The sequence below is a fragment of the Thermomonospora catenispora genome (assembly GCF_006363815.1).
In the GTDB taxonomy this organism is placed as follows: Bacteria; Actinomycetota; Actinomycetes; order Streptosporangiales; family Streptosporangiaceae; genus Thermomonospora; species Thermomonospora catenispora.
The window spans coordinates 97350-115458 of sequence record NZ_RRYT01000008.1 but is presented as its reverse complement, the minus strand read 5'-3'; the positions used below and the strand labels follow the sequence as shown (position 1 = coordinate 115458).

Here is an 18109-nt window from a genome sequence, read left to right as displayed (position 1 = left end):
GTCAGACGGAAGTCCTGGCTGGTCACGAGACCGTGATGTCCGCCCGTCGTCACGAGGTGACTCCGCCCACAGCGGGCCGGGTGCGGCGTCGACGATCGTCTGCCCGCTTCGAAGGTTCCGGGGCGCTGTGCCGCCGTGCTGTGCGGGTGGTCGTCGCGGGGCGGTGTGCGCATGGCCCACGGCGGTCGTTATGGCGATATGTCCGTTCTCGAGGGTGCGGCTGTAGTAGATTGCCCCGCGCAGCTGACCTCATGTTCGAAAAGGTGACGGGTCGGCCATGTCCATTAGGCTGATTGTGAATGTGATTCAACGAGCGAGCTCGTGAGGCCGGAGACCTTGGCGCGTAGACCACTGGGGCGACTGGAGGCCGAAGTGCTGGCCGCGCTGGCGGCCGTGGGGCGTCCCGTCGGAGCGGCCGAGCTGCGCACTCGGCTGGCCGGTGAGCCTGCGCACACCACGGTGAACACGATCTTGTCCCGGCTGCACGAAAAGAAGCTCGTCACCCGGGTGCGCGACGGCCGTCGGTATCTGTATCGGCTGGCGGTCGACGAGTCCCGGCTGGTGGCCGATCGCATGTACGACCATCTGCGGTACGCCAATGATCCGCGCAGTGTGCTGAGCCGGTTCGTGCAGACGCTCAGCCCTGATGAGGAAGAGGCGTTGCGGCAGATCCTCGACTCCTCCTCGCAGTAGTCGCCGGGGTCGGTGACGGCTCGCCGTTGGTCTTTTCCTGTTTTTCGGCGGGATGCCCGCAGGTCTTCGCGGGGTCGTGTCCCCATGGGTCTCGTGGGTCTTCGTGCCCTTGTGAGGCCTTCCGCGTCGTGAACGGGTCCGGTCGGCGCGGGGCGCGGTTGCGGGACTTGCGGCGGCGGTCGCCCGGTCGCCTTCTTTGCCGGTGCCGGGACGGCCGGCGGTGGGGCGTCGGGCGCCGGCGGGCCGGGGGAGCGAGCCGGGAGAATCGGTGTGCCGGGACCTCGGCTGATCTGCTACAAGTGTCGTAGTGGATATTGCCGTCATCCTGCCCCTTCCGAAGGTTGATTCCCTCCGGAGGGGCGGAGCGATGGCGATGCGCCGGACCGGGCGGCTCGCCCGTGTCCAGGATCCGAGCGTGGAGGAGCGTCCTTTGGACGTCGCCCGGCCCAGTGGCGGCCGTGTGCCGCCGAGCGAGAAGGCTCCGGCCCGGTGGCGGTCGCCGTCGGCCCGGAGGCCTGCCGTGAAGGCGTGCTTGCGCCGTGGCCGGGGCCGCCGCGAGGCCGGCATCGAGGACGCCGCGCGCAGTCACATCACCGATCGCAGACGAGTGGGGGAGCGATGATCTTCAGGCCGTTGCTGGGCGCGTTCGGCGTGGGCGGCCCTTCGGTGGAGACGGTGCTGGCGTCCGCGCACTGCCGGCCGGGCGAGGTGCTGTCCGGGGAGGTGCGCATCCAAGGCGGCGAACGGGACGCCTTCATCGATCAGGTCGTGCTGAGCCTGCTCACCGAGGTGGAGGTCGAGCACGACGACCATGAGGGCGTCACCGGCCTGGAGTTCCACCGGGGGGCGATCACCGGAGGGTTCGCCGTGGGCGCGGGCCAGTTCCATGTGATCCCGTTCCAGCTGCCGGTCCCGTGGGAGCTGCCGATCACGGAGGTGTACGGGCGGCACCTGGACGGCATGGTCATGGGGGTGCGCACCGAGGTGGAGGTGGCCGGGCAGCTCGACAAGGGCGACCTGGACCCGATCTCGGTCGGCCCGCTGCCGTCCCAGCAGCGCGTGCTGGACGCCTTCGCCGAGTTGGGCTTCATCTTCAAGAGCGCCGACCTGGAGCACGGTCAGATCGCCGGGCTGCACCAGGAGCTGCCGTTCTACCAGGAGATCGAGTTCCACGTCCCCGCGCAGTACAGCGGGCACATCAACGAGGTGGAGCTGACGTTCGTGGCCGACCCGCACGGGCTGGCGGTGGTGCTGGAGGCCGACAAGCGCGGCGATCTGTTCTCCCCCGGCGGGGACGTCCTCGGCCGGTTCCACGTCTCCCACGAGCAGGCCCTGTACACGGCGTGGGAGCACGAGATCACCACCTGGCTGCAGGCCGTCATAGGGCACCTGTCCGGCGGCCACGCCGCCTACGGCCACGCCGGAGACCACGGCCACGGCGGATACGTCGAGGGGCACGGCGGCCACGGCGGGCACGGCGGAGGGCGCAGCGGCCCGGGCTGGGCGGGGGTGGCCGCCGGGGCCGCCGCCGGGTTCGTCGCCGGGGCGGTGGTCAACGAGATGCTCGACGACGACTCCGAGGAGGACGAGGGCGAGGACGGGCAGGGCGACGTCTACCAGGGGATCGCCGAGACCGCCTACCAGGCCGCCTACCAGGCGGCCGTGGAGAACGCGATCGAGGAGGCCGTGGAGGAGGCCTACCAGGACGCTTACGCGGACGCCTATGAGGCCGCCTACGAGGAGGCGACGGAGTACTTCGAGGACGAGGACTGACCGATCCGGACGTCGAGGGCGGCGCGGCCGGCGCCGTCCTCGACGTGCATCGCGCGGGGAACGACCGAATGCCGATCGTCACAAGCCTGCCATCGGGCCGTGCCGGCGTCCGCGCCCTGCTGGAGTCCCGGCGCACCCAGCGGCTGATCGTCGCGGTCATCGTCGTCAACGCGGCCGCCCTCGGGCTGGAGACGGTTCCGCAGGTGCTGCAGCGCCATGGCCCGCTGCTGCATGCGATCGACCGGGTCGCGCTGGGGGTCTTCGTGACGGAGCTGGCCGCCAAGGTCTATGCGTACCGTGCCGGGTTCGTCCGCGACCGGTGGAACCTGTTCGACGCCGCCATCGTGGGCGTCTCGCTGATCCCGCACTCCGGCGGCCTGACGGTGCTGCGGGCGTTGCGGATCCTGCGGGCGCTGCGGCTGATCTCGACGGTGCCGAGCCTGCGCCGGGTGGTGTCGGCCCTGCTGGGCGCGATGCCCGGGGTGGCCTCCATCGCCGTCCTGCTCGCCCTGGTGCTGTACGTCGCCGCGGTCATGGCCAGCAAGCTGTTCGGCGCCACCGCTCCCGAGCACTTCGGGGATCTGGGGTCGTCGTTGTTCACCCTGTTCCGGATCATGAGCGGTGAGGGGTGGTCGGACGTCGCCCGCGCCGTGATGGTCCATCACCGGTGGGCGTGGCTGTTCTTCGTCGGCTTCATCCTGGTGTGCACCTTCGTGGTGCTCAATCTGTTCATCGCCGTCATCGTCAACGCCATGGAGGACGACGCCGCCAAGGCCGGGCGGCCCGTCCCCGTGCGCAAGGATTCCGGCGACGAGACCACCGCGATGCTGCTCGCCGAGATCGCCGCGCTCCGCGCCGAGATCCGCGCCTTGTGCGAGGAGCGCGGCCGATCCCGGGAGCGGGACGGCGAGGGCGACGCCGTGGCGACGCCCGACACCACCGTCGGCCCTTAGCCGGGCCGGCGCTCCGCCGTGACCGATCCCCGGGCGTCCCGGGGGTCTCCGGGTGCCGGCGGGGACGCTCTGCGCGCCGCCGCGGCCCGGGGCGGTCGCGGCCGGTTCACTCCTCCTCGTCGTCGCCGTCGAAGATCTCCTCCATGATCTCGCCGGCGACCATGCCGCCGATGAATCCGGCGGCGGCTCCGGCGGCCACCCCGCCCCAGCCCGGACCGTGACCGCCGTGGTGACCATGGTGCCCGTGGTGGCCGTGGTGACCGAAGCCGTGATCGGGCCCGCCGTGGCCGAAGCCGTGGCCGTGCCCGCCGTGGCCGAAGCCGTGGCCGCCGTAGGGGTCGTGGGGCTGGTGGAAGGCGCCGCCGGGGCCGATGCGTTCGGCCACGGCGTCCAGCCAGCCGGAGATCTCCGCGGCCCAGTCGGTGTGCATGGCCTCCTCGTGGCTGACCTGGAAGCGTCCGAAGACGTCGCCGCCGGGGGAGAACAGGCCGCCGCGCTTGTCGGCCTCCAGCACCACCGCCAGCCCGTGCGGGTCGGCCACGAACGTCAGCTCCACCTCGTTGATCCGCCCCTGGTGCGAGGGCGGCGGGTAGAACTCGATCTCCTGGTAGAACGGCAGCATCTGGTGCAGCCCGGCGATCTGGCCGTACTCCACGTCGGCGCTCTTGAAGATGAAGCCGAGCTGCCCGAAGGCGTCCAGCACCCGCTGCTGGGACGGCAGCGGGCTGATCGAGACCGGGTCCAGGTCGCCCTTGTCGACGGCCCTGGCGACGGCCAGTTCGGTGCGCACTCCCATGGCCATGCCGTGCAGGTGCTGCCCGTACACCTCGGTGAGAGGAGTCTCCCAGGGCACCTCCAGCTGGAAGGGGATGGTCCGGTTCTGTCCCTTGGGGAGCCGGAAGGGGCCCGACACGTCGGCGCGGTGGAACTCCATGCCGCCGGTGCGCTCGTGGTCGCCGCTCTCGACCTCGACCCGGGTGACCAGCGCCAGGGTGACCCGCTGGATCTCCACGTCGTACTCGGCGGCCATGATGCGCACCTCGCCGGCCAGTCGGTCGCCCGGCCGGCAGGACGGGGTGGCCAGGACGGTGTCCACTGAGGGACCGCCCATCCCGAGCGCTCCCAGCATCCGTTTGAAGACCACGTGCCCTCCCGCTGATCGGTGATTTTCCGCCACGATGCTACTACTTCTGTAGTAGATCGTGCGGTCGTGCGTCCCCTCCGCCCGGGCGCGGGCGGGGCGCCCGGTGCGCCGATCGTCCGCAGATCGCCGCAGGGCACCTGCGGAACGGTCACCGCAGGACGGCGCGGGCCGTCGCGGTCGTCCGCAGGACCCTCGCTGAACCCACGGGGCACCACGGGATACCACGGGTCACCGCGGGTCACCGCGCAACGTCCCGGAACGCCGCGGGGCGTCGCGGCTCGCGGGCCGCGGTCCGTCGGCCGGGGAGCCGGCACGCCGGGAAGCGGGTCGGGCAGAGGGCGGGGCCGCCCGGGTCAGGAGTCCGGGAGGCTCACCTCGATGCACCGCAGGCCCCGCAGGTCGAGCCAGGTGCGGTCGGGGCCGCGGACCACGCGGAAGAGGATGGCCTGACACCCCGGACACCGGCCGACCATGCCGGGCGCCCGCGTGTACAGCCGCGCCTCGGCGAGCACCACCGCGCAGCCGCAGTTGTCGCACTGTCCGACGGCCGCGGTGAGGTCGACCGCGAACACCTCGCGCAGCACCCCCGCGGCCGCGTTCCCGTCCACATGAGCAGGCGTTGGGGTGTTCATCGGGATCCTCCGCTCGGTCCGAAGCGTTCGGTCCTGATCCGGGCGGGTTCGTGCCCGGCCGCGACGAGCAGGTCGGCCGCCCGCTCCACGAAGCCGGTCGGCCCGCACACGTAACACGAGGGCCCGGCCTCGGGCGGCCAGGTCGCCGCGGCCAGCAGGTCCGCGTCGATCCGGCCCGGGGCGCGGGACCGGCCCGGCGGGGCGGCCCGGGTGTAGACGCAGGTGACCTCCGGTCCGTCCTCGGACGCCGCCAGGTCCGCGAGCTCCTCCCGGTACAGCGCCGCCTCCGGGTCGCGGACCGAGTACAGCAGCCGCATGGGCGCCCGGCTGCTGGCGGCCCGGTGCGTGCGGATCATCGCCATGAGCGGGACGACGCCCGAGCCGCCGGCCACGAGCTGGACCGGTTCGGGCCGGTCGGGCCGCCAGACGAACCAGCCGCCGACCGGGCCGCGGATCTCCAGCGGATCGCCGACCGCGAGGATCCGGGTGAGGTAGGGGGAGACCTCCCCGTCCGGGACCCGCTGCACGGTCAGCTCCACCCGTTCGGCGTCCGGGGCGTTCGCCAGGGAGTTCGCCAGGGAGTAGGACCGGACGGCCGTGTAGCCGTCGGGTGCGGTGAGCCGGACGTCCACGTGCTGGCCGGCCTGGTGTCCCGGCCAGCCGGGGACGTGGAGGATCAGCGTGCGCGCCGTGGGGGTCTCCTCCCGCAGGGCGCGCACCTCGCCGACCCGCCAGGTCAGTCGCCCCAGTACCGCTGCTCGCGCCATGGGTCTCCGTAGTCGTGGTAGCCGGCGGACTCCCAGAAACCCGGCCGGTCGTGGGTGAGCAGCGTGATGCCGCGGACCCATTTGGCGCTCTTCCACAGGTACAGGTGCGGGACGAGCAGCCGTGCCGGGCCGCCGTGCTCCGGTGCCAGCGCCTCGCCGTCGAACCGGAACGCGATCCAGGCCTTGCCGTCGCGCAGGTCCGCGAGCGGCATGTTCGTGGTGTAGCCGCCGTAGGAGTGGGCGAGCGCGTGGTCGGCGGTGGTCTCCACGCCCGCCAGCAGGGTGTCCAGGGAGACGCCTTCCCAGTGGGTGCCGAGCTTGGACCAGCGGGTGACGCAGTGCAGGTCCACGGTCGGCCGCTCGGTGGGCAGCGCGCGGAACTCCCGCCATGTCCACCGGTGCTCCCGCCCGGTCTCCGTGGTGATGGTGAAGCTCCACTCCTCCGGGCGGACGCGCGGGGTCGGCCCGGCGGACAGGACGGGGAAGTCGTCGGTCAGGTATTGGCCCGGCGGCAGGTCGGCGGTGCGGCGGCGGCCGGAGAATCCGGGCGAGACGATGCCCATGGACCTCACCCCCTTGGTCCGCCGAAGCGGTGCGCGTACGGTCGGTCCGTCACCCATCGTAATCACCGCAGGGGAACGCCGCCGCCATCTGTGCACATTCCGTATACGAACGGTGTCGGTGCGTCGGCGGGCGGGGGCGGACGGGCGGGGAGAGGTCGCGCATGCCGACGGTCCCGTTCGCCCCGCTCGGGATGAGCGGGTCGGCCGTGCTCACCGCCGCGGCGGCCCGGCGGCGTCCCGCAGGGCGAGGGGCGGGGCCCGCGTCGGGGACCGCTCACCGCCGGGCGTCGCCTGCCGTTTCGCCGGAGGCCGGGTCCGGCGTGTCCGCGGTGCGAAGCGCGGTCCGCGGGGGCGGGGTCACCAGCGGTGGTGGACCAGGGGGCGGATCCTGCGGTCGTACAGGTCGCGGATCGCGGCGAGGGTGTCCTCGGGCAGCGGGGGCAGGTCGGCGGCGGCGCTGTTGGCGCGGGCCTGCTCGGGGGTGCGGGCGCCGGGGATGACGGTGCTCACGCCGGGCTGCTGGACGACCCAGCGCAGCGCCGTCTGGGCCGGGGTGGCGCCCGGCGGGGCCAGGGCGGCGAACTCCCGGGCGGCCTCCACCCCGGTGGCGTAGTCGACGCCGGAGAACGTCTCGCCCACGTCGAACGCCTCGCCGTGCCGGTTGAAGGTGCGGTGGTCGTCGGGGCCGAACTCGGTGTCGTGCCGGTAGCGGCCCGACAGCAGCCCCGAGGCCAGCGGCACCCGGGCGATGATCCCCACCCCGGCCTCGGCCGCGGCGGGCAGCACCCGCTCCAGCGGCTTGTGGCGGAACGCGTTGCAGATGATCTGCACCGTGGCCACGCCCGGGCGGGCGATGGCGGTCAGCGCCTGGTCGCAGGTCTCCACGCTGACGCCGTAGGCGGCGATGCGCTCCTCCGCCACCAGGGTGTCCAGCGCGTCGAACACCGCGTCGGAGGAGAACACCGGGGTCGGCGGGCAGTGGAGCTGCACCAGGTCGAGCCGGTCCACGCCCAGGTTCGTGCGCGATCGGTCGGTCCAGGCCCGGAAGTTGTCCAGGGTGTAGTTCTCGGGGATCTGCGCCACCCGCCGTCCCATCTTGGTGGCGACGAACAGGCCCGGGTGATTCCGCAGGAAGCGGCCGATGATCCGTTCGCTGCGTCCGTCGCCGTAGACGTCGGCGGTGTCGAGGAAGGTCACCCCCCGTCTCCACCGCCGCCTCCAGGACGGCCAGCGCGTCCTTCTCCTCGATCCGTCCCCAGTCCGCGCCCAGCTGCCAGGTGCCCAGTCCCACGACCGAGACCCGGCGGCCCAGCCGCTCGATGTGCCGCTGCTCCACGATCGGAATTATGTCCGGACCGGTCGGCGAACGATCACCGCCGTGGATGATCCACTCACCCTGTGCCGGGTGAGCGGGGCCTCCGGTGGAGGAGACGACATCAGCCGCCCCTTGCAGGTCACGGTGGCCGTGCCCGTGATCGCCGTGGACTGGCTGATCATGACCTTGCAGTACGTCAGGGTCAACTGCACGGGCGAGGGCGAGCCGAGGTCTTCCTCGCCTGTTTGGGCGTCCTCACCTTGCCGGTCTGGTTCGCCGGTTGGAAGGTCTGGCGGGGTCGGCGGGTGGGTCGATCCCATGTCGGCCTGGTGATGGCCTCCTTGCTGGTGGGGGGCGTCCCGCTGGTGGCCATGCTGACCGCCGTTCCGGTGGCGTTCGCGGAGACGGGCGAGCTCGGTCCTCTCCTGACCAGGGTGGCCGTCTGGGCGCTGTCGCTGGCGGGCGGCGGCTTCCTGCTCACCCGTCCCGTCGTCGAACGATGGGTCCGGCGCGACGAGCCGCGGTCGGCGTCGGACGAGGCGGCGGACGGCGCTCAGCGGTGAGCGGTCCTTCAGACAGGCCCCGCCGTCGACGTGGGGCCTCCCCCGCGATGCGCGAACGCCCCGGGGCCAGGGCAGCCGTGAACGGTCCGGGAGGGACGGCGGGGCGGGGGCCTTCGGCCCTCGGCTGAGACGTAGTGCGGCTCGGCGGGCCGGTGTGTTCGCCGGACGGGCCGTTCATGCGGATCTCCACCGGCGCCGAGGGCCTGGGGCGCCGTCGACCTGAGGGCGGGCATCGGGGCCGCCGGGCGGGCGGGACGGTCCGATGGGGGCGCCCCGGCCGGAGCACGTGCCGGTCGCGCATACCCTGGGCGCGCCGCCGTGACCGCGCGGGCCGCCCGTTGCGTCCTTTGTCGGTCATCGTCACGACTCCGCCGAGACCGGGCCCGCCGGTCGTCATCGACGCAGGGGCCGGGGTTCTGACGCGCCGCCGAGGCCCTGCTGGGGTCCGATTGTGTCGTCTATCAGCGGCTTTCACCGTTGCATTGAATGCAATGGTGCGTTGCGCAATCGGTTTACGCTCCCCCACCATCCCGAACATGAGTGAGACGGAGCGCACATCAGCGGCCAGGCTGTTGGCGGTCCTGGAAGCGCTGAGCGCCGGCAACGGCAACAGCGACGGCATGACGGTGGCCGAGCTGGCGCGCGCCCTGGGCCGGGACAAGTCGATCGTGTCCCGGGGCCTGCGTCCCCTGGTCGAGCTGGGCCTGGTGGAACGCAGCGCCAAAGGGCGGCACCGGCTGGGGTGGCGGCTGTTCACCCTGGCGGCCCGGGCCGGCGACCAGCGGCTGCTGCTGCTCGCTCCGGCGGTGATGCGACGGCTGTCCGATGTGACGCAGGAGCGCGTGCACCTGACGGTGCTGCACGGTCGCGAGGCGCTCACGATCCTCTCGGAGAGCTCACGACGGACCATCGAGGCGGTCGGCTGGGTGGGCCGGACGTCGCCGGTGCACTGCACCTCGTCCGGGCGCGCCCTGCTGATCGACCATTCCGACGACGAGATCCGCGAACTGCTGGCGGACGTGCCGTTCCCGGGACCGGGACCGAAGGCGCCCAAGGACATCGACGACCTGTTGCGCCGCGTGCACCAGGCGCGGCGGCGCGGGTTCGCCGTGGTGGACGGGGAGTTCGACCGGGATCTGGTCGCCGCGGCCGCTCCGGTGCGGGACTTCCGCAACCAGATCATCGCCGCGCTCAACGTCTCGGCGCCCGCCTACCGCCTGCAGGACCGGCTCACCGCGGTCGGCCAGCAGGTCGCGGCGGCCGCGGCCCACCTGTCACGGGCCATCTCCTCCGCCCCTCCCGAGAACTGACCGCCCGCCCCCGGCTCATCAGGAGCACATGCATGCACTCGACACCCTTGCCCTTCTTCAGCAACGGCCACCGGCTCGACGCCGACCTGCACCTGCCCGATGACGGCGGTGCGGGCGCGCCGTACCCGATCGTGATCCCCGCCAGCGGGTTCCAGGGACTCAAGGTCATCCATCCCGAGCGGTTCGCCCGTGCGCTGACCCGGCGGGGATACGCCGTGCTGGCCTTCGACTACCGCGGATTCGGCCTCAGCGAAGGGGAGCGCGGCCGTCTGGTGCCCCAGGAGTGGGCCGAGGACCTGCGCGCCGCGGTCGACCGGGTCACCGGGCACCCCGATCTCGACGCCGACCGCCTGGCCCTGCTCGGCTGGGGGCTGGGCGGCGGGGTCGTCGTCGCCGCGGCGGCCGACGATCCCCGGGTCCGCGCGGTGATCACCTGCAACGGGATCGCCGACGGGCACCGGTCCACCCGGAACATGCACGATGAGGAGTCCTGGAAGAGCCTGCTCAAGCGGGTGGCCGCGGACCGTGTCCACCGCGCCGCCCACGGCCGTTCCGAGATCACCTCGCCGTGGGACATCGTCCGCCTGGATCTGGACCGGCGCACCGACGACTACGTCGACGAGGAGCTTTACAAGGCGCCCGGGTTCGGCTCGGGGGTGACCTTGGAGTCGGCCGACTACCTGCTGCGATTCCGCCCGGTCGACGTCGTGCACCGGATCGCGCCGCGGCCGCTGCTCATCGTGCACGGTGCGGAGAACCGGCTGCACCTGCCGGAGGAGGCGCGGCACCTGTATGAGGCCGCCGGCGAGCCCAAGCGGCTGGAGCTGCTGGAAGGCAAGGGCCACACCGAGTGGATGTTCGACGACGACCCGACCTTCCTGCGGGTGGTCGAGCTCATCGACGGTTTCCTGGCCGAGGCGTTCGCGACCGGATCGACGGCCGCCGTCGAGTGAACCGGGGCCGTCATGTCCTTCGTCGAGTACGTCGACCGCAACTTCGACAGGATCGCGTTCCTCACCGTGCAGCACGTGCAGGTGGTGCTGCTCAGCGTCGCGATCGCCGCGGTGATCGGGGTGGGCCTGGGGATCGCCACCGAGCGCACCCCCCGGTTGCGCCGGGTGCTGCTGGGGATCACCGGAACGCTGCTGACGATCCCGTCGTTCGCGTTGTTCGGCCTGCTCATTCCGCTGCTGGGACTGGGGCTCGCCCCGACCGTGGCGGCGCTCACCGTGTATGCGGTCTTCCCCATCCTGCGGAACACCGTCACCGGTCTGCAGATCGTCGACCCCGCGGTCGTCGACGCCTCCCGCGGGATGGGCCTGGGGGCCGGGCAGCGGCTGTGGATGGTGCGGCTGCCGCTCGCCTGGCCGGTGATCCTCAACGGCATCCGAGTGGCGACGATCATGGTCGTGGCCATCGCGGCGATCGGCGCGGCCGTCCGCGGACCGGGACTCGGCGAGCTGATCTTCCGCGGACTGTCCCGCATCGGCGGTGCGAACGCCTTCAACGAGGCGATGAGCGGCGTGGCCGGGGTCGTCCTGGTCGCGCTGGTGCTCGACCTTGTGTTCGTCCTCATCGGCCGGCTCACAACCCCGCGAGGTCTCCATGACTGATCCCACCGCCAGCCCCCCGCCTCCCGAGGTGATGATCCGCCTGGAAGGGCTGGTCAAGCGTTACCCCGGTCAGTCCACCGACGCCGTGTCGAAGCTGTCGATGGACATCCGCCGCGGTGAGTTCGTCGTCTTCGTCGGCCCCTCCGGATGCGGCAAGACCACCACCCTGCGCATGATCAACCGGCTGGTCGAGCCCACCTCGGGACGCATCTGGATCGACGGGGAGGACGTCACCGACGTCGACCCCGACCGGCTGCGCCGGCGCATCGGCTATGTCATCCAGCAGATCGGCCTGATCCCGCACATGACCATCGCCCAGAACATCGGGCTGGTGCCGAAGCTGCTCGGCTGGGACAAGGCCCGCATCCGCGACCGCGTCGACGAGCTGCTGGAGCTGGTCGGGCTCGACCCGGCCGCCTTCCGCGACCGCTATCCCAAGCAGCTGTCCGGCGGGCAGCAGCAGCGGGTCGGAGTGGCGCGCGCCCTGGCGGGCGACCCGCCGGTCATGCTGATGGACGAGCCGTTCGGGGCGATCGACCCCATCACCCGGGACCGGTTGCAGGAGGAGTTCCTCAAGCTCCAAGAGCGCATCCGCAAGACCATCGTCTTCGTCACCCATGACATCGACGAGGCGCTCAAGCTCGGCGACCGCATCGCGATCTTCGGGGAGGGGTCGCGGCTGGAGCAGTTCGCCACCCCGCTGGAGATCCTGTCCGAACCGGCCAACGACTACGTCCGCTCCTTCGTCGGCGCCGGGACCGGAATCCGCCGGCTGGGGCTGCTGCGGATCGCCGACATCCCCGGCGGCGCCCCCGAGCCGGCCGGGCGGGGCGCGGTGCGCCTCACCGAGGACCAGACCGTGCATGCGGCGCTCGAGGAGATGCTCCAGGCGGGCGCCGACGAGGTCGTGGTCGCCTCCGCCGACGGCCGCGGTGAGCGGTCGCTGACCATGCGGGATCTGCTGCTCGCGGCGGCCCGCGCGAAGGGGGAGGCGCGATGAGCGCCGCCGACGCGGTGACCGTCGAGGCCGGTGCGCCGGCGCGCGGCTGGGTCCTGCCGCTCATCGCGGCGGCGCTGGTGGCGGGCATGCTCGGCTATCTGCAGACGGCCGAGCTGGACTCGATCGAGGCGCGGCTGCTGGCCACCGACGAGATCCTCGCCCGCACGGTCGAGCATGTGCGCCTGGTGGCGGTGTCGACGATCGCGGTGATCGCCATCGCCGTCCCCCTCGGCGTGCTGCTCACCCGCCGCCGGGCCAGGCTGCTGGCTCCCCCCGTCCTCGGACTGGCCAACGCGGGCCAGGCCATCCCGTCCATCGGCGTGCTGGTGCTGCTGGCGATCCTGTTCGACGTCGGATTCACGATGGCGGTGATCGCCCTGGTGGCCTACGCCGTCCTGCCGGTGCTGCGCAACACGATGGTCGGCCTGCGGCAGGTCGACCGTTCCGTCATCGACGCCGGCCGGGGGATGGGGATGAGCCCGCTGCAGGTGCTGATGAAGATCGAGCTGCCGCTGGCCGTCCCGGTGATGATCGCCGGCATCCGGGTCGCCCTCATCCTCAACGTCGGCGTCGCGACCCTGGCCACCTACACCAACGCCGGCGGCCTGGGATCGCTGATCGAAAGCGGCATCGTGTTCAACCGCATGCCGGTCCTGATGACCGGCAGCGTGCTGACCATCGCGCTCGCCCTGATGGTGGACTGGCTGGCCGGTCTCGCCGAACGGTTCCTTCGCCCTCGCGGCCTGTGACACCCCCATCCGACACTCCTCACCCCGTTAAGGAACGCCATGCACCCCACACTGCGCACCCTCGCGCTCGCCGGTCTGACCGCCGTGACCCTGGGCGGCTGCGCCCTGAGCCAGTCGCCGGGCGGTGATGTGGCCAAGGGCTCCCTGGCCGACAAGGGCGGACTCGACGGCGTCACCGTGACCGTCGGCTCCAAGGAGTTCACCGAGCAGCTCGTGCTCTGCGAGATCACCGCCGTCGCGCTGGAGTCGGTCGGCGCCGAGGTGAAGCGGAGCTGCGGCATGTCCGGCAGCAACACCGTCCGCAACGCGCTGACCAGCGGGTCGATCGACATGTACTGGGAGTACACCGGCACCGGCTGGATCACTCACCTGAAGAAGACCACGCCGATCACCGACCCCGGGCGGCAGTACGAGGAGGTCGCCAAGGCCGACCTGGCCCACAACGGCGTCCGCTGGCTCGCCCCCGCCCCGGCGAACAACACCTACGCCATCGCCACGAGCAACGAGAAGGCGGCCGAGCTCGGCGTGAAGACCATCTCCGACTACGCCGCGCTGGCCAAGAAGGACGCCAAGCAGGCCACGTTCTGCGGCGCCTCGGAGTTCTTCGGCCGCAACGACGGCTGGCCGGGGCTGAAGAGCGCCTACGGCTTCGACCTGCCCCGGTCGGCCACCGCCGAGCTCGCGCTCGGCGCGGTCTACAACTCCATCGACAAGTCCTCCCCGTGCAACTTCGGAGAGGTGTTCGCCACCGACGGCCGGATCAAGGCGCTGGGGCTGACCGTGCTCCAGGACGACAAGCGGTTCTTCACCGCCTACAACCCGTCGCTGACGGTGCGCAAGCAGGTGATGGACGAGGCCCCGCAGCTCGCCGAGATCATCGCGCCGGTCTCGGCGGCGCTCGACGATGAGACGCTGCGCGGGCTCAACGCCAAGGTGGACGTCGACGGCGACACCCCCGAGCGGGTCGCCCGCGACTGGCTGCGGGACAAGGGCTTCATCGGATGACGGCGACCGCCGCGTCGCTGCGGGTCGCCCTGCTGCAGAGCGCGCCCCGGCTCGGTGCGGTGGAGGCGAACCTGGCGGAGCTGGACCGCCGGCTCCGCCGGGTCGCCGACGCCGACCTGGCGGTGGCGCCCGAATTGGCCACCCACGGCTATCACCTCGGCGAACTCGACGACCCCCGCGCCCTGGCGGCCACCGACCCACGGATCGCCGGGCTCGGCGGGCACGGGCCGGCCGCGGTCGTCGGATTCGTCGAGGCCCGCCGCCACCACCACTACAACAGCGCCGCGATCGTGGACGGCGAGCGGGTGGAGGTGCAGCGCAAGCTGTATCTGCCCACCTACCGCGACTGGGAGGAGGGCAAGCACTTCCGCCCCGGCACCCGGCTGCGCCGCCATGCCGTCCGCGGCGCCCGGATGTCCGTGCTGATCTGCAACGACCTGTGGCAGCCGCCGCTGGCGTGGCTCGCCGCGCACGGCGGCGCCGAGGTCCTCGTGGTCATCGCCAACAGCGTCGAAAGCCGGGCCGCCGTTCCCGTGCAGCGAGCGTGGGACATCCTCCTCGTGCACGCCGCGGTCACGCTGCAGACCTATGTCGTGTTCGTCAACCGGTCCGGCGTCGAGTGCGGCCGGCGGTTCTGGGGCGGATCGTGCGTGGTCGGTCCCGACGGCGAGGCGTTGCTCCGGCTCGGCCCGGACGAGGACCAGGCCGTCGTCGACCTCGACCTGGAGGCGCTGCGCGCGCTGCGTCGACGCTGGCCGTTGCTGCGGGAGTCCAGGTTCGAGCTCGTGGCCGCCGAGGCCGCACGGCTGGCCGCCGAGGAAGAGTGAGATGTTCGACTGCCATGTGCACGCCGCGCCCGACATCGTGCCGCGGATCGGAGAGGACGCCGACATCCTCCACGCCTACCGCGAGAGCGGGTTCGAGGGGTTCGTCCTCAAGGGGCACTATGAGTCGACGGTCGGCAGGGCCCGCGCCCTGGCCCGCCACGGCATGCCCGTCCTCGGCGGCGTCACGCTCAACCAGGCCGCGGGCGGGATCAACCCCGCCGCCGTGGCGGCCGCCCTCGCCGCCGGCGGCCGGGTGGTGTGGATGCCCACGGCCGATGCGCACACCCAGGAGCGGGCCGGGCTGCCCCGGCTGTGCGACCGTGATGCGCGGCTGGAACGCCGGGTCTTCGCGGTGCCCCCGGTCGAACCGGACGCCCAGCCCGTGGTCGACTTGGTCCTGGCGCTGATCGCCGACCATGACGCGGTGCTGGCCACCGGGCATCTCAGCGGCCCGGAATGCGCCTGGCTGCTGAAACGCGCGCGGCGTTTCGGGATCCGGCGGGTTCTGCTGACCCACCCGTCCTACACCGTTCCCGGGCTGACCCCCGCCGAGATCGGTGAGCTGGCCGAGGCCGGAGGGCATGTCGAGATCACCGCCTACCAGCTGCTGCACCAGCCGGGCTGCACCGCCGAACGGCTCGCCGAGGTCGCCCGCGCCGCCGCAGACCGCCTGGTCCTGTCCTCCGACGCCGGTCAGCCGGACTCCCCGTCTCCGCCGCACGCGCTGCATCGGCTCATCGACGAGCTGGTCGCACAAGGCCTCGACCCGGGCCTGCTCAGGGCGGCCGCGTCCACGGTGCCCGCGCGGCTCTTCCTCACCTGAAGGACCCCGAGGACCGACCGGCGGGCTCCCCGGCCGCACGCTCACCCCGGCCGGGGAACCCGCCGCCGGGACGCCCGGCGCATCGACGAGGGATCCGGCCCTCTTCCACGCCGGAGCCGGGACGACCCCGGTGGCGTCGTCGTGCGGAGAAAGAGGACCGATGGAGAGAGGACCGATATCGCACGCCCGTTTCGTCCGTGCGGCGGTTAAGGTCGGCGGTATGGCGGATGAGCAGGACTCCGTGCGGGTCGACGTGTGGCTGTGGTCCGTGCGGCTGGTCAAGACCCGTTCCATGGCGACCGCCGCCTGCCGCGGAGGGCACGTCAAGGTCAACGACACCCGGGTCAAGCCGTCCACCCCGGTGCGGCCCGGCGATGAGGTGCGGCTGCGGCTCAACGGCCGGGAGCGGATCGTGGTCGTGCAGCGGGTCATTCGCAAGCGGGTCGGCGCGTCCGTCGCCGCCGAATGCCTCATCGACAAGAGCCCGCCTCCGCCGCCGCGCGAGGCCCTGCTCCCGGTCGCCCAGCGCGAACGCGGCGCGGGCCGGCCCACCAAGCGGGAGCGCAGGGAGCTGGAGCGCTTCCGCAGGCGGGGCTTCTTCACCTGACGGCGCCGATGCGGGCGGTCGGCGGGACCGAGGGGTACGCCGAGGACGCCGCGCGGCTGGTGCGGGCGTACGAGAGCGTGTCGTTCGCGGACCTGCACGGGGATCTGCTTCCGATGCTGCCGCCCCCGCCCGCGCGGGCGGTGGACATCGGGGCCGGAAGCGGACGGGACGCGGCGGCGCTGGCCCGGATGGGGCATGCGGTGACCGCGGTCGAGCCGGTGGCGCGGCTGCGGGAGTGGGCGCGGCGGGCGCACGGCGGGCTCGGCATCGTCTGGGTCGACGATGCGCTTCCCGAGCTGGGGAGCGTGCGGGGGACGTTCGATCTGGTGCTGCTGAGCGCGGTGTGGATGCACCTGGATGAGGGGGAGCGGGCGGCGGGGATGGCGCGGGTCGCCGCGCTGACGGCCCCGGGCGGCACGGTCGTGCTGACGCTGCGGCACGGCCCGGTGCCCGAGGGGCGCCGGATGTTCCAGGTCCCGGCCGAGGAGGTGATCGGGACGGCCGCCGCGCACGGGCTGCGGGCCGTCCAGGTGCGGCGGACCGCGGATCTGGGGCGGCGGCCGGGGGTCTGTTGGACCCGTCTGGTGCTGCGCCGCTGACCGTGAGGGGCGCGCGGCGGGTGCGGGGTGCGGGCCCCGCGGAAGGTGCCGGTCGTCGACCGCGTTGCCCGGGGCGCGGCGGGGCGGGGGCGTGCGTCGGGGCTCGTGGGGGGTGCCCGCGGGGACCGCGCGGATGATCGTGCGGGCGGCGTGCGGGGTGCGGCGGCGTGTCGGGGCGGGCCGCGGGGGTCAGTCCTCGGCGGGGAGCAGGGCCGCCAGCAGGTCGCGGAGCTGCCGGCGCTGCTGAGGGGGGAGGGCGAACAGTTCGGCGGCCTTGGCGTGGTTGCGGGCGCGCAGCTCGGCGCGGCGGCGTTCGCCTTCCTCGGTGAGGACCAGGTGCTTGACGCGGCGGTCGGTGGGGGAGGGGCGGCGGACGACCAGGCCGCGGCGTTCCAGGCCGTCAATGATGCCGGTCACGTTGGAGGCGTCGCAGGACAGCCGGTCGGCCAGGTCGCGCATGGGGGTGGGGGAGTCCAGCAGGGTCAGGGCCAGGGCCTGGGTCGGGGGCAGGTCCAACTCGGCGGCGTTGGCGTTGAAGCTCACGCGCAGGCGTCCGGCCACCTGGAAGACGAGGTCGGCCAGCTCGGCGGCGACCGGATCGGCATCCCCGCTCATGTGACCGATCATACGAGTCCCCTTGGAGCCGTTGATTGTTGAGGATCTCAAGTAATGGCCATATGGTTGAGGTCGTCAAATATTGATGACCTCAAGGAGGTGTTCCGGTGAGCGTGACCCGGCTGTCTGCCAGAGCCCGACGCGGTCGTCGCCTCGTGGGCGTGGCCGGAGCGGTGGCGGCGGCTCTCGCGGTATGGGCGGTGGGCGAGCCCGTGCTGGGACACGACCTGGTGGTCACCCAGCCCGGCCGGGGGACCGCGGACGTCGGCGCGGGCGCCATCGCGGTGGCCTCGCTGATCTTCTCCCTGGCGGGATGGGCGCTGCTGGCCGTCCTGGAACGGCTGACCGCCCGGGCCGGGCTGATCTGGACGATCGTCGCCGTGCTCATGCTGGTGGGGTCGTTCGTCCCGGTGGCCGGTGTCGAGGCGACCGGCGGGAGCAAGACGGTGCTCTCGCTCGCGCACATCGCGGTCGCGGCGGTCCTCGTCCCGGTCCTGCTGAGCACCACGACCGGGAGCCGGACCACCGGATCGACCGCGGCGTGACGCCCCCGCCCCG

General features: G+C 72.5%; 20 protein-coding genes and 1 pseudogene. 15 read left to right on the top strand and 6 right to left on the bottom strand.

Annotation, left to right across the window (positions count from 1 at the left end):
* The first annotated feature begins 336 nt into the window (after positions 1-336).
* The 3 genes from EIO00_RS09065 to EIO00_RS09055 all read left to right on the top strand — a co-directional run bounded on the left by EIO00_RS09065 (position 337) and on the right by EIO00_RS09055 (position 3419).
* The gene (locus EIO00_RS09065) at positions 337-693 is read left to right on the top strand and encodes a BlaI/MecI/CopY family transcriptional regulator (protein ID WP_140177113.1); all 357 of its coding nucleotides are present in this window, start codon (positions 337-339) and stop codon (positions 691-693) included.
* Positions 694-1311: 618 nt separating this feature from the next.
* Complete coding sequence (locus tag EIO00_RS09060; RefSeq protein WP_140177111.1) at positions 1312-2466, top strand: sporulation protein; 1155 nt, start codon at positions 1312-1314, stop codon at positions 2464-2466.
* 68 nt (positions 2467-2534) lie between these two features.
* Complete coding sequence (locus tag EIO00_RS09055) at positions 2535-3419, top strand: ion transporter (protein WP_140177109.1); 885 nt, start codon at positions 2535-2537, stop codon at positions 3417-3419.
* Positions 3420-3525: 106 nt separating this feature from the next.
* Here the strand turns inward: EIO00_RS09055 and EIO00_RS09050 are convergent, their stop codons facing one another.
* From EIO00_RS09050 to EIO00_RS09030, 5 genes and pseudogenes are all read right to left on the bottom strand, one after another.
* On the bottom strand, positions 3526-4563 hold the full coding sequence (locus tag EIO00_RS09050) for a sporulation protein (RefSeq protein ID WP_140177107.1): 1038 nt from the start codon (positions 4561-4563) through the stop codon (positions 3526-3528).
* A gap of 353 nt (positions 4564-4916) precedes the next feature.
* Positions 4917-5195, bottom strand: coding sequence for a DUF6510 family protein (locus EIO00_RS09045; RefSeq protein WP_140177105.1), 279 nt, complete (start codon positions 5193-5195; stop codon positions 4917-4919).
* Positions 5192-5962 carry a ferredoxin reductase gene (locus EIO00_RS09040; protein ID WP_140177103.1) on the bottom strand — a complete coding sequence of 257 codons (771 nt, stop codon included), beginning with the start codon at positions 5960-5962 and terminating at the stop codon, positions 5192-5194. The genes EIO00_RS09045 and EIO00_RS09040 overlap by 4 nt, the downstream gene beginning before the upstream one ends.
* Positions 5932-6525 (bottom strand): sulfite oxidase-like oxidoreductase, encoded by a 594-nt coding sequence (locus EIO00_RS09035; protein ID WP_140177101.1) that lies wholly within the window; start codon positions 6523-6525, stop codon positions 5932-5934. The genes EIO00_RS09040 and EIO00_RS09035 overlap by 31 nt, the downstream gene beginning before the upstream one ends.
* Positions 6526-6882: 357 nt before the next feature.
* Positions 6883-7861: pseudogene (locus EIO00_RS09030) on the bottom strand (aldo/keto reductase).
* Positions 7862-8145: 284 nt separating this feature from the next.
* On the opposite strand from EIO00_RS09030, the gene EIO00_RS09025 reads away from it, so the two are divergent.
* The 11 genes from EIO00_RS09025 to EIO00_RS08975 all read left to right on the top strand — a co-directional run bounded on the left by EIO00_RS09025 (position 8146) and on the right by EIO00_RS08975 (position 16936).
* On the top strand, positions 8146-8403 hold the full coding sequence (locus EIO00_RS09025) for a hypothetical protein (protein ID WP_140177099.1): 258 nt from the start codon (positions 8146-8148) through the stop codon (positions 8401-8403).
* A 536-nt stretch (positions 8404-8939) separates the two neighbouring features.
* Entirely contained in the window at positions 8940-9713 is a 774-nt protein-coding gene (locus EIO00_RS09020; protein WP_140177097.1) for an IclR family transcriptional regulator, read from the top strand.
* Positions 9714-9745: 32 nt separating this feature from the next.
* The gene (locus tag EIO00_RS09015; RefSeq protein WP_140177095.1) at positions 9746-10666 is read left to right on the top strand and encodes an alpha/beta hydrolase; all 921 of its coding nucleotides are present in this window, start codon (positions 9746-9748) and stop codon (positions 10664-10666) included.
* Positions 10667-10678: 12 nt separating this feature from the next.
* Entirely contained in the window at positions 10679-11326 is a 648-nt protein-coding gene (locus EIO00_RS09010; protein WP_140177094.1) for an ABC transporter permease, read from the top strand.
* Entirely contained in the window at positions 11319-12326 is a 1008-nt protein-coding gene (locus tag EIO00_RS09005; protein WP_140177092.1) for an ABC transporter ATP-binding protein, read from the top strand. Before EIO00_RS09010 ends, EIO00_RS09005 begins: the two co-directional genes overlap by 8 nt.
* On the top strand, positions 12323-13075 hold the full coding sequence (locus tag EIO00_RS09000; RefSeq protein WP_140177090.1) for an ABC transporter permease: 753 nt from the start codon (positions 12323-12325) through the stop codon (positions 13073-13075). Before EIO00_RS09005 ends, EIO00_RS09000 begins: the two co-directional genes overlap by 4 nt.
* 39 nt (positions 13076-13114) lie before the next feature.
* A complete protein-coding gene (locus EIO00_RS08995; protein ID WP_140177088.1) occupies positions 13115-14080 on the top strand; it encodes a glycine betaine ABC transporter substrate-binding protein in 966 nt (321 codons plus the stop codon).
* Positions 14077-14907 carry a carbon-nitrogen hydrolase family protein gene (locus tag EIO00_RS08990; RefSeq protein ID WP_241661231.1) on the top strand — a complete coding sequence of 277 codons (831 nt, stop codon included), beginning with the start codon at positions 14077-14079 and terminating at the stop codon, positions 14905-14907. Before EIO00_RS08995 ends, EIO00_RS08990 begins: the two co-directional genes overlap by 4 nt.
* 1 nt (position 14908) lies before the next feature.
* Positions 14909-15730, top strand: a complete 822-nt coding sequence (locus EIO00_RS08985) for a DUF6282 family protein (protein WP_140177086.1) — start codon at positions 14909-14911, stop codon at positions 15728-15730.
* A gap of 220 nt (positions 15731-15950) precedes the next feature.
* On the top strand, positions 15951-16337 hold the full coding sequence (locus EIO00_RS08980; protein ID WP_140177084.1) for an RNA-binding S4 domain-containing protein: 387 nt from the start codon (positions 15951-15953) through the stop codon (positions 16335-16337).
* Positions 16338-16345: 8 nt separating this feature from the next.
* On the top strand, positions 16346-16936 hold the full coding sequence (locus EIO00_RS08975; protein ID WP_140177081.1) for a class I SAM-dependent methyltransferase: 591 nt from the start codon (positions 16346-16348) through the stop codon (positions 16934-16936).
* 189 nt (positions 16937-17125) lie between these two features.
* Here EIO00_RS08975 and EIO00_RS08970 read toward each other — a convergent pair whose 3' ends face one another.
* Positions 17126-17551: a MarR family winged helix-turn-helix transcriptional regulator gene (locus tag EIO00_RS08970; protein ID WP_206664086.1), complete on the bottom strand. Its 426-nt coding sequence runs from the start codon at positions 17549-17551 to the stop codon at positions 17126-17128.
* Positions 17552-17658: 107 nt separating this feature from the next.
* Here EIO00_RS08970 and EIO00_RS08965 point away from each other — a divergent pair, with 107 nt between their 5' ends.
* Positions 17659-18096, top strand: coding sequence for a DUF6069 family protein (locus EIO00_RS08965; protein ID WP_140177077.1), 438 nt, complete (start codon positions 17659-17661; stop codon positions 18094-18096).
* The last annotated feature ends 13 nt before the right edge of the window (positions 18097-18109 follow it).

Excerpts from the sequence above, each read along its gene's own strand:
- EIO00_RS09035 (WP_140177101.1), bottom strand. The coding sequence starts at position 6,525 with ATGGGCATCGTCTCGCCCGGATTCTCCGGCCGCCGCCGCACCGCCGAC.
- EIO00_RS09000 (WP_140177090.1), top strand. The coding sequence starts at position 12,323 with ATGAGCGCCGCCGACGCGGTGACCGTCGAGGCCGGTGCGCCGGCGCGC.
- EIO00_RS09060 (WP_140177111.1), top strand. The coding sequence starts at position 1,312 with ATGATCTTCAGGCCGTTGCTGGGCGCGTTCGGCGTGGGCGGCCCTTCG.
- EIO00_RS08980 (WP_140177084.1), top strand. The coding sequence starts at position 15,951 with ATGGCGGATGAGCAGGACTCCGTGCGGGTCGACGTGTGGCTGTGGTCC.
- EIO00_RS09015 (WP_140177095.1), top strand. The coding sequence starts at position 9,746 with ATGCACTCGACACCCTTGCCCTTCTTCAGCAACGGCCACCGGCTCGAC.
- EIO00_RS08970 (WP_206664086.1), bottom strand. The coding sequence starts at position 17,551 with ATGAGCGGGGATGCCGATCCGGTCGCCGCCGAGCTGGCCGACCTCGTC.
- EIO00_RS08990 (WP_241661231.1), top strand. The coding sequence starts at position 14,077 with ATGACGGCGACCGCCGCGTCGCTGCGGGTCGCCCTGCTGCAGAGCGCG.
- EIO00_RS08975 (WP_140177081.1), top strand. The coding sequence starts at position 16,346 with ATGCGGGCGGTCGGCGGGACCGAGGGGTACGCCGAGGACGCCGCGCGG.
- EIO00_RS09020 (WP_140177097.1), top strand. The coding sequence starts at position 8,940 with ATGAGTGAGACGGAGCGCACATCAGCGGCCAGGCTGTTGGCGGTCCTG.
- EIO00_RS09005 (WP_140177092.1), top strand. The coding sequence starts at position 11,319 with ATGACTGATCCCACCGCCAGCCCCCCGCCTCCCGAGGTGATGATCCGC.
- EIO00_RS08995 (WP_140177088.1), top strand. The coding sequence starts at position 13,115 with ATGCACCCCACACTGCGCACCCTCGCGCTCGCCGGTCTGACCGCCGTG.
- EIO00_RS08985 (WP_140177086.1), top strand. The coding sequence starts at position 14,909 with ATGTTCGACTGCCATGTGCACGCCGCGCCCGACATCGTGCCGCGGATC.
- EIO00_RS09055 (WP_140177109.1), top strand. The coding sequence starts at position 2,535 with ATGCCGATCGTCACAAGCCTGCCATCGGGCCGTGCCGGCGTCCGCGCC.
- EIO00_RS09045 (WP_140177105.1), bottom strand. The coding sequence starts at position 5,195 with ATGAACACCCCAACGCCTGCTCATGTGGACGGGAACGCGGCCGCGGGG.
- EIO00_RS09040 (WP_140177103.1), bottom strand. The coding sequence starts at position 5,962 with ATGGCGCGAGCAGCGGTACTGGGGCGACTGACCTGGCGGGTCGGCGAG.
- EIO00_RS09010 (WP_140177094.1), top strand. The coding sequence starts at position 10,679 with ATGTCCTTCGTCGAGTACGTCGACCGCAACTTCGACAGGATCGCGTTC.